The sequence below is a fragment of the Microcoleus sp. FACHB-1515 genome, assembly GCF_014696105.1.
Taxonomy (GTDB): Bacteria; Cyanobacteriota; Cyanobacteriia; order Elainellales; family Elainellaceae; genus JAAUTJ01.
Map to the genome: position 1 here is coordinate 1 of NZ_JACJPO010000032.1, position 6270 is coordinate 6270.

At 48.9% G+C, this 6270-nt stretch carries 7 protein-coding genes; 5 read left to right on the forward strand and 2 right to left on the reverse strand.

Annotated features, from left to right (window positions below):
* Window positions 1-188: 188 nt before the first annotated feature.
* The 4 genes from H6F67_RS11035 (at window position 189) to H6F67_RS11050 (ending at window position 4507) form a co-directional block, all read left to right on the forward strand.
* Complete coding sequence (locus tag H6F67_RS11035) at window positions 189-1367, forward strand: ABC transporter ATP-binding protein (protein ID WP_190766283.1); 1179 nt, start codon at window positions 189-191, stop codon at window positions 1365-1367.
* Between the two features lie 18 nt (window positions 1368-1385).
* Entirely contained in the window at window positions 1386-2699 is a 1314-nt protein-coding gene (locus tag H6F67_RS11040) for a PotD/PotF family extracellular solute-binding protein (protein ID WP_190766285.1), read from the forward strand.
* A 93-nt stretch (window positions 2700-2792) separates the two neighbouring features.
* Window positions 2793-3650 (forward strand): ABC transporter permease, encoded by an 858-nt coding sequence (locus tag H6F67_RS11045; RefSeq protein WP_190766287.1) that lies wholly within the window; start codon window positions 2793-2795, stop codon window positions 3648-3650.
* 2 nt (window positions 3651-3652) lie between these two features.
* Window positions 3653-4507 (forward strand): ABC transporter permease, encoded by an 855-nt coding sequence (locus H6F67_RS11050; protein ID WP_190766290.1) that lies wholly within the window; start codon window positions 3653-3655, stop codon window positions 4505-4507.
* Here the strand turns inward: H6F67_RS11050 and H6F67_RS11055 are convergent.
* Complete coding sequence (locus H6F67_RS11055; protein ID WP_313926802.1) at window positions 4504-5178, reverse strand: phosphoribosylanthranilate isomerase; 675 nt, start codon at window positions 5176-5178, stop codon at window positions 4504-4506. The two genes, H6F67_RS11050 and H6F67_RS11055, sit on opposite strands and share 4 nt — an antisense overlap.
* Before the next feature lie 96 nt (window positions 5179-5274).
* Between H6F67_RS11055 and psaK the strand changes: the two genes are divergently transcribed.
* Window positions 5275-5541 carry a photosystem I reaction center subunit PsaK gene (gene psaK / locus H6F67_RS11060; RefSeq protein ID WP_348251999.1) on the forward strand — a complete coding sequence of 89 codons (267 nt, stop codon included), beginning with the start codon at window positions 5275-5277 and terminating at the stop codon, window positions 5539-5541.
* Window positions 5542-5726: 185 nt separating this feature from the next.
* Here psaK and H6F67_RS11065 read toward each other — a convergent pair whose 3' ends face one another.
* Window positions 5727-5969, reverse strand: a complete 243-nt coding sequence (locus H6F67_RS11065; RefSeq protein ID WP_190766294.1) for a hypothetical protein — start codon at window positions 5967-5969, stop codon at window positions 5727-5729.
* Between the last annotated feature and the right edge of the window lie 301 nt (window positions 5970-6270).

Below are 6270 nucleotides of genomic sequence, written 5' to 3' on the forward strand. Positions count from 1 at the left end.
GTATGTGGGTTACTTTGAATAAACTGTTCGAGCGTTTCCATTGTCTGAGAGGGTAGAGTTTGAGGCACACCCTCAGCCTACCATTTGTTCACATCCTATTTAGGCTGCCTGTACTTGATTCAAAAGGCTTTGTAGTTAAAGTCTGGATCAAGCGATCGCCCTACCGTTCAGCCTTTTTTCCTTGACCTATGCTGGATTCGCCTGTGTCTGCTTCTACGGATGCTATTGCCTCACCCAGTCGCGAAACGCAAGCAGCGATCGCGGCCAATGCGGTCGGCGTGACGTTGCGATCGGTAACGAAAAAGTACGGCTCGTTCACCGCTGTTGAGAACATCAACCTCGATATTCCAGCAGGTTCCTACTGCTGCTTGCTGGGGCCATCGGGATGCGGCAAAACCACAACGCTGCGGATGATTGCCGGACATGAAGATGCGACCAGCGGCGAAATCGTGATTGGCGATCGGCGCGTCAACGATCTGCCTCCGGCCAAACGCAACACGGCAATGATGTTTCAAAGTTACGCTTTGTTTCCGCACAAAACCGTGTGGCAAAACGTCGAATTCGGCCTGAAAATGCGCGGAATGCCCAAGACGGAACGTGCCCAGCGCGTTGAAGAAATGATCGAAGTTGTTGGACTTAGCCGCTTTTCACACCGCAAACCGCCGCAGCTATCTGGCGGACAGCAACAGCGAGCCGCCCTTGCCCGCGCTCTTGTGACTCGTCCGCAAGTGCTGCTGCTGGACGAACCGCTAAGCGCCCTTGACGAAAATTTGCGCGTCAAGACTCGCGGCGAACTGCGTCGGCTGCAAAAGCAGTTTGGCATGACGTTCATTCAGGTGACGCACGGGCAAGACGAAGCCTTTGCCCTCTCCGATCGAATTGTCGTCATGGATCACGGACGAATTGACCAGATCGGTACGCCTGCCGATATCTTCAGAACGCCCGCCTCCAAATTTGTCGCTCGCTTTGTCGGAGATAACAACATCTTCATGGGCAAAGTCGTCAGCGAAGCGATCGACGGCAGCAGTCGCGTGATTGGGCTGGAAGTCGATCGATTGGGCAAATTTTTGTGTCACGGCGAAGCGGCGAATGTCGGGGCAGAAGCGGCCTGCTCGGTGCGGAGCGATCGCCTCGCGCTCCATCCCTACCCGCCTGCCGATCCTGCTGCACCGAATCAGCTTACGGCTCGCGTCGTGGCGATCGAGTTTACGGGCTATGTGACTCGTGTTTCGCTGCTGTTGGAAGCAACGGGCGAAGAAGTCACCTACAAAGTTCGTAGTCACGACTGGCTCACCCATTCAGTCAGCGAAGGTCAGCTTGTCACTTTGAGCTGGGCGATCGAAGACTGCATTTTCCTCTCACATTAAACTTCCTAATTCAACACCATGTCTAAAATTTCTCGTCGTCAAGTTTTGAGAACCGGGTTAGCTGCTGGTGCCCTGCTGGGTGCCACTCAATGTACTCGCAATCAAGCGCCCAGCGGCACACCCAACAATCCTGCTCAAGGTCCAGAGGTCAACACGAATCAAATCAAAGATGTGACGCTGCGGCTAATTGGAACGGGCGTTTCTCAAATCAACGAAATTCGCGACAAAGCGCAAGAAGACCTCGGATTCAAACTTGAAATGCGAGCGCTCAGCACCGAGGAAAATAACCAAATCGCGATCACGCAGCCGGGACAATACGATCTATTTGACGGCGAATATTTCAGTTTGCCGCTCGTCGTTCCTTCTGGAAATTTGCAGCCGATCGACACTAGGAAAATTACCAATTTCGACAAGATTGTTCCCATCTTCACAACCGGAAAATTCAACGGCGCACGAGTCGAAAATGCTCAGGGAACTTCACCGATCAAAGTAATGTATTTGACCGGACAGGACTCCAAAGAATTTGCCACTTCCCCAACCGAATTCGCGACCTTGATTCCCTTCCAATACAACGCCGATACCTTGGGCTATCGGCCTGATTTGGTCGGTCGCAAAATTGAAAGCTGGTCGGAATTATTTAACCCTGAATTTAAGGGAAAAACGTCGATTCTCGACATTCCTTCGATCGGCATCATGGATGCTGCACTGGTGGCTGAATCTGCCGGACTGATGACCTTTGGCGACAAAGGCAACATGACGCGAGAAGAAATTGACAAAATCACCGACATCCTCAAAGAACAAAAAGCAAACGGTCAATTTCGTGCTTTTTGGAAGACGTTTGATGAATCAGTCAACCTGATGTCTTCTGGTGAAGTAGTGCTGCAATCGATGTGGTCGCCCGCTGTCACCGCTGTGAAAGCGAAGAACATGCAGTGCATCTATGCACCCTTAAAAGAAGGCTATCGCGCTTGGGGCGGCGGCGTTGGTTTATCGCGCAATCTGTCAGGAATTCAGCTTGATGCGGCCTATGAATATCTCAACTGGCTGCTGGATGGCTGGGTCGGCGCATTCTTGGGACGGCAAGGCTACTACAGCGCGGTTCCTGAAACCACAAAAGCACAAATGTCTCCGGCAGAATGGGCATTTTGGTATGAAGGTAAACCTGCGTCTGAAGACATGGTTGATCCATTTGGCAAAACGCTAGAGAAAAAAGGCGCAGTCCGCGATGGTGGCTCGTTTGAAGAACGCATGGGCAACGTTGTAGTCTGGAATTCGACCATGCAGGAGCAGGTCTATCTCGTGCAGAAATGGAACGAGTTTATCGCGTCGTAATGCGATCGCATTGCTAACAAGTTCGATCGCGCCAAAAAGCTAAATTTTCCTGGCGCGATCGATTTTCATTTCACTTGAATCAAATCAATCACCATGTATCAAACGTGGAAACGAATTGAGCCTTATCTGCTGATTGCACCGCAGACGCTCGTTTTTCTGTTGTTTCTCGTCTTGCCGATCGCGATGATCGTGATTGTCAGCTTTTGGCAGTTCAACGGCTACGCGATGGTTCCGGCCTTTACGCTCGAAAACTACACCAGCATTCTCACCTCAAACGTTACGTTAAGAACCTATCTCAATACATTCAAGTATGTAGCGCTGGTGTGGTTTTTCTGCCTAGCGATCGCCTTTCCTGTCGCTTATTTCCTCGCCTTTCACATTCAAAATCAGCGCCTTCAAATCGTTCTGTTTCTAATCTGTACCGTCCCCTTTTGGACATCCAATATTATTCGGATGATTTCGTGGATTCCCGTTTTAGGACGTGAAGGCTTGGTAAACGGATTACTGCTCAAGATCGGTTTGATTCAGCAACCGTTAGATTTTTTGCTCTATTCCGACTTCGCGATCGTCCTTGGCATGGTGCATCTATTTAACTTCTTCATGATCGCGCCCATCTTCAACAGCTTGATGCGGATCGATCGCAACCTCATCACCGCTGCGGAAGACATGGGAGCAAACGGCTGGCAAACTTTAAAAGAAGTCATTTTGCCTTTAGCGGCTCCGGGAATTGCGATCGGCTCAATCTTCGTCGTGACGCTGGTGATGGGTGAATTTGTGACAGTGCGTTTGATGGGCGGTGGACAGGCGGCTTCGATCGGTAAGCTGATTCAAACCCAAATTGGCAGCCTACAGTATCCACTCGCGGCAGCAAATGCCGTCATTTTGCTCATCGTCACTTTGATGCTGGTGATGGCAATTTTGCGCGTCGTTGATATTCGTAAGGAGCTATAGAAATGGCACAGAAAAAGCGATCGCTCTCCTTCTATCTTCTCGCAGCATTCTTTGGGTTATTCGTGCTATTCCTCTATGGTCCCATGATTGCCATCTTCATGCTTTCCCTTCAGGGACCAGATGGACAATTAACGTTTCCAATGCGCGGCTTTGGCGTCTACTGGCTAGGACAGGTGTTTCAAGAACAGCGCGTTGGTAGCTTTACTGATGCCTTCGTGCGATCGTTTCTTCTCGGTTTAATTGTGTTAGCGCTCTCCGTTATTGTCAGCGTCATGGCGGCTTTGGCGTTTCGATCGCGCTTCCGAGGATCAACCGCGCTTTTCTACCTCACCATCTCCAGTCTGATTGTTCCCAGCATTCTCGTCTCGCTTGGAATTGGCATTGTTTTTCAAGTTCTCAATCAAATCGTGAATCAAACAACTGGAGGCGAATTCAGCTTACAAACCGATTGGTTTACCTCAGGACTTGGCGCACATTTAACCTGGACGGTTCCTTTTGCGTTTTTGATTATGCTGGGTGTTTTCAACCGATTCAATCCCGCTTATGAAGAAGCTGCTCGCGATTTAGGCGCTAGCGATCCTAAGACGTTTCAAGAAGTTGTTTTCCCCTTGATTGCACCCAGCTTAATTGGTGTTGGACTGTTGGCCTTTACATTGTCCTACGATGAATTTACGCGCACCTCTCTTGTTTCTGGGCAAGACAATACATTGCCGCTAGAAATTTTTGGGATGACGACCAATGTCACTTCACCCGCTTTGTATGCGCTGGGAACCTTAACAACTTTGTTTTCATTTAGCATGATTGCGATCGCCTTTGCTGCCTTCACCATCTTTTCTCGCAAACAGCAGACAGATTAAAGGGATCGGTTTAATTGTTCAAAAAGCTGCTTCACCTTCGCTATGTCTTTATTGCCAGGAGCAGTTTCAACACCGCTGGACAAATCAATGCCGTTTGGTTTGAGCAAACTCAATGCGGTCAAAACATTGTCGGGCGTGATTCCTCCTGCTAGAAACCAGGGTCGATCGAACTCCACCTCTTGCAAAATTTGCCAGTCGATTGTGTGCCCTGTTCCGCCTAGTGCATGAGGCACATAGGCATCAAGCAAATAGGTATCAACGCAAGCTTGGTAGTGATGAATTTCCGCAAGCTGATCGAAAGTCCGAATCCGAAAGGCCTTGATTAATTCGATGTCGGGCAGATGCAATCGCAGTTTTTCGCAAAATTCTGGTGTTTCGCTGCCGTGAAGCTGAACGACGTTCAAATTCGTTTGTTCAACGATGGAAACAATTGAATCGATCGAATCATTGGCAAACACACCGACGGGATCGATCGGCAATTCTAGCTGCTCGGTGATCGATCGAATTTGAGCGGGTGAAATGTAGCGCGGTGATTGAGGAACGCACATGAAACCGATCGCGTCAGCACCAGTTTGAGCGATCGCCTGTGCCTGATCAATGCGAGTCACGCCGCAAATTTTGACGCGCAGGGGCGCTTGAATGCGTAGATTTGTTGCGATTTGGTCAAACACTGTTAACTCTTCAAAACAAAACGCAAAATCGGCGGGCTTGCTCCTTATAATCCGGGTGGTTTTCACACCAAAATCTATCTAATGGAGCTTACTGCCTTGACACACTCTACTTTACTTCTGGCTGTTCCGACCGTCGGTGAGTGGTCGCCAAACGTTGCGCTTGTGATGGTGATTTGCAATTTGCTGGCGATCGCGATCGGACGCTATGCCATTCAAAAGCGCGGCGTTGGCCCTGGGCTGCCCGTTGAGCTTCCGGCAGTGTTCACAGGGTTTGGGCTACCGGAATTGTTGGCAACAACCAGCTTCGGTCACATTCTTGGTGCAGGCACAATTTTGGGAATGCGAAGCGCTGGATTACTTTAGGCAATCAATCGATTTTCTTTACCGAAATTGACAACACGACAAAGAATTTCTTCGATTGATTAAAAGCAGATATAGGTTGGGTTTTCTAGCATCTACTCAGCAGTTTCACTCCTAATGCTTTTCAAAACCCAACCTATATTTTTTAGCTTTACAACTAAATCGATCGAAGCGTCGCTCAGCCCAAATCAATCTGACGATCGTGCAATTGTTCCCATCTGAAGATCAACTGAAGATGTTGATGCAGCAGAAGTTAGAGAACTGTCGTCGCTGCTTTCGCCTTGGCTGATGCGATCAGAATTAGACAAATCTGCTTCGGGCAGGTCAGCATAGCGCTTGTGAACGGCTTCGCGAGTTTCTTCAGACTGAAGTGCATTCGGATCGGGCGTCTTGAAAGCAGGACGATCGGGAGGGGGGGAATCAGAAGTCATGATGTAAATTGAATTTGTGAAACAGCCTACTTTATACTTTCAGAGTTTTCGCCAAATCTTTGCGAGTCTCTAGACAGAGATTTGACATCTTGCGCTTCTTTCGATCGCTAGAGTGATGCAGAATACATTTGAATCAAATTGCATGAATTAAATTGCAGGCCGTTGAGTAGACTTACACTACAAACTAGGGTAGTCGTGTAGAAGTAATGATGCTAGGTTAGCAACAGATTTCGATGGACTCTTTATGATGCTTGCTTGTCCCAGTTGCACCTCGACTCAAACGGTGAAGAATGGTCGTATT

Excerpts from the sequence above, each read along its gene's own strand:
- H6F67_RS11035 (WP_190766283.1), top strand. The coding sequence starts at position 189 with ATGCTGGATTCGCCTGTGTCTGCTTCTACGGATGCTATTGCCTCACCC.
- H6F67_RS11040 (WP_190766285.1), top strand. The coding sequence starts at position 1,386 with ATGTCTAAAATTTCTCGTCGTCAAGTTTTGAGAACCGGGTTAGCTGCT.
- H6F67_RS11045 (WP_190766287.1), top strand. The coding sequence starts at position 2,793 with ATGTATCAAACGTGGAAACGAATTGAGCCTTATCTGCTGATTGCACCG.
- H6F67_RS11050 (WP_190766290.1), top strand. The coding sequence starts at position 3,653 with ATGGCACAGAAAAAGCGATCGCTCTCCTTCTATCTTCTCGCAGCATTC.
- H6F67_RS11065 (WP_190766294.1), bottom strand. The coding sequence starts at position 5,969 with ATGACTTCTGATTCCCCCCCTCCCGATCGTCCTGCTTTCAAGACGCCC.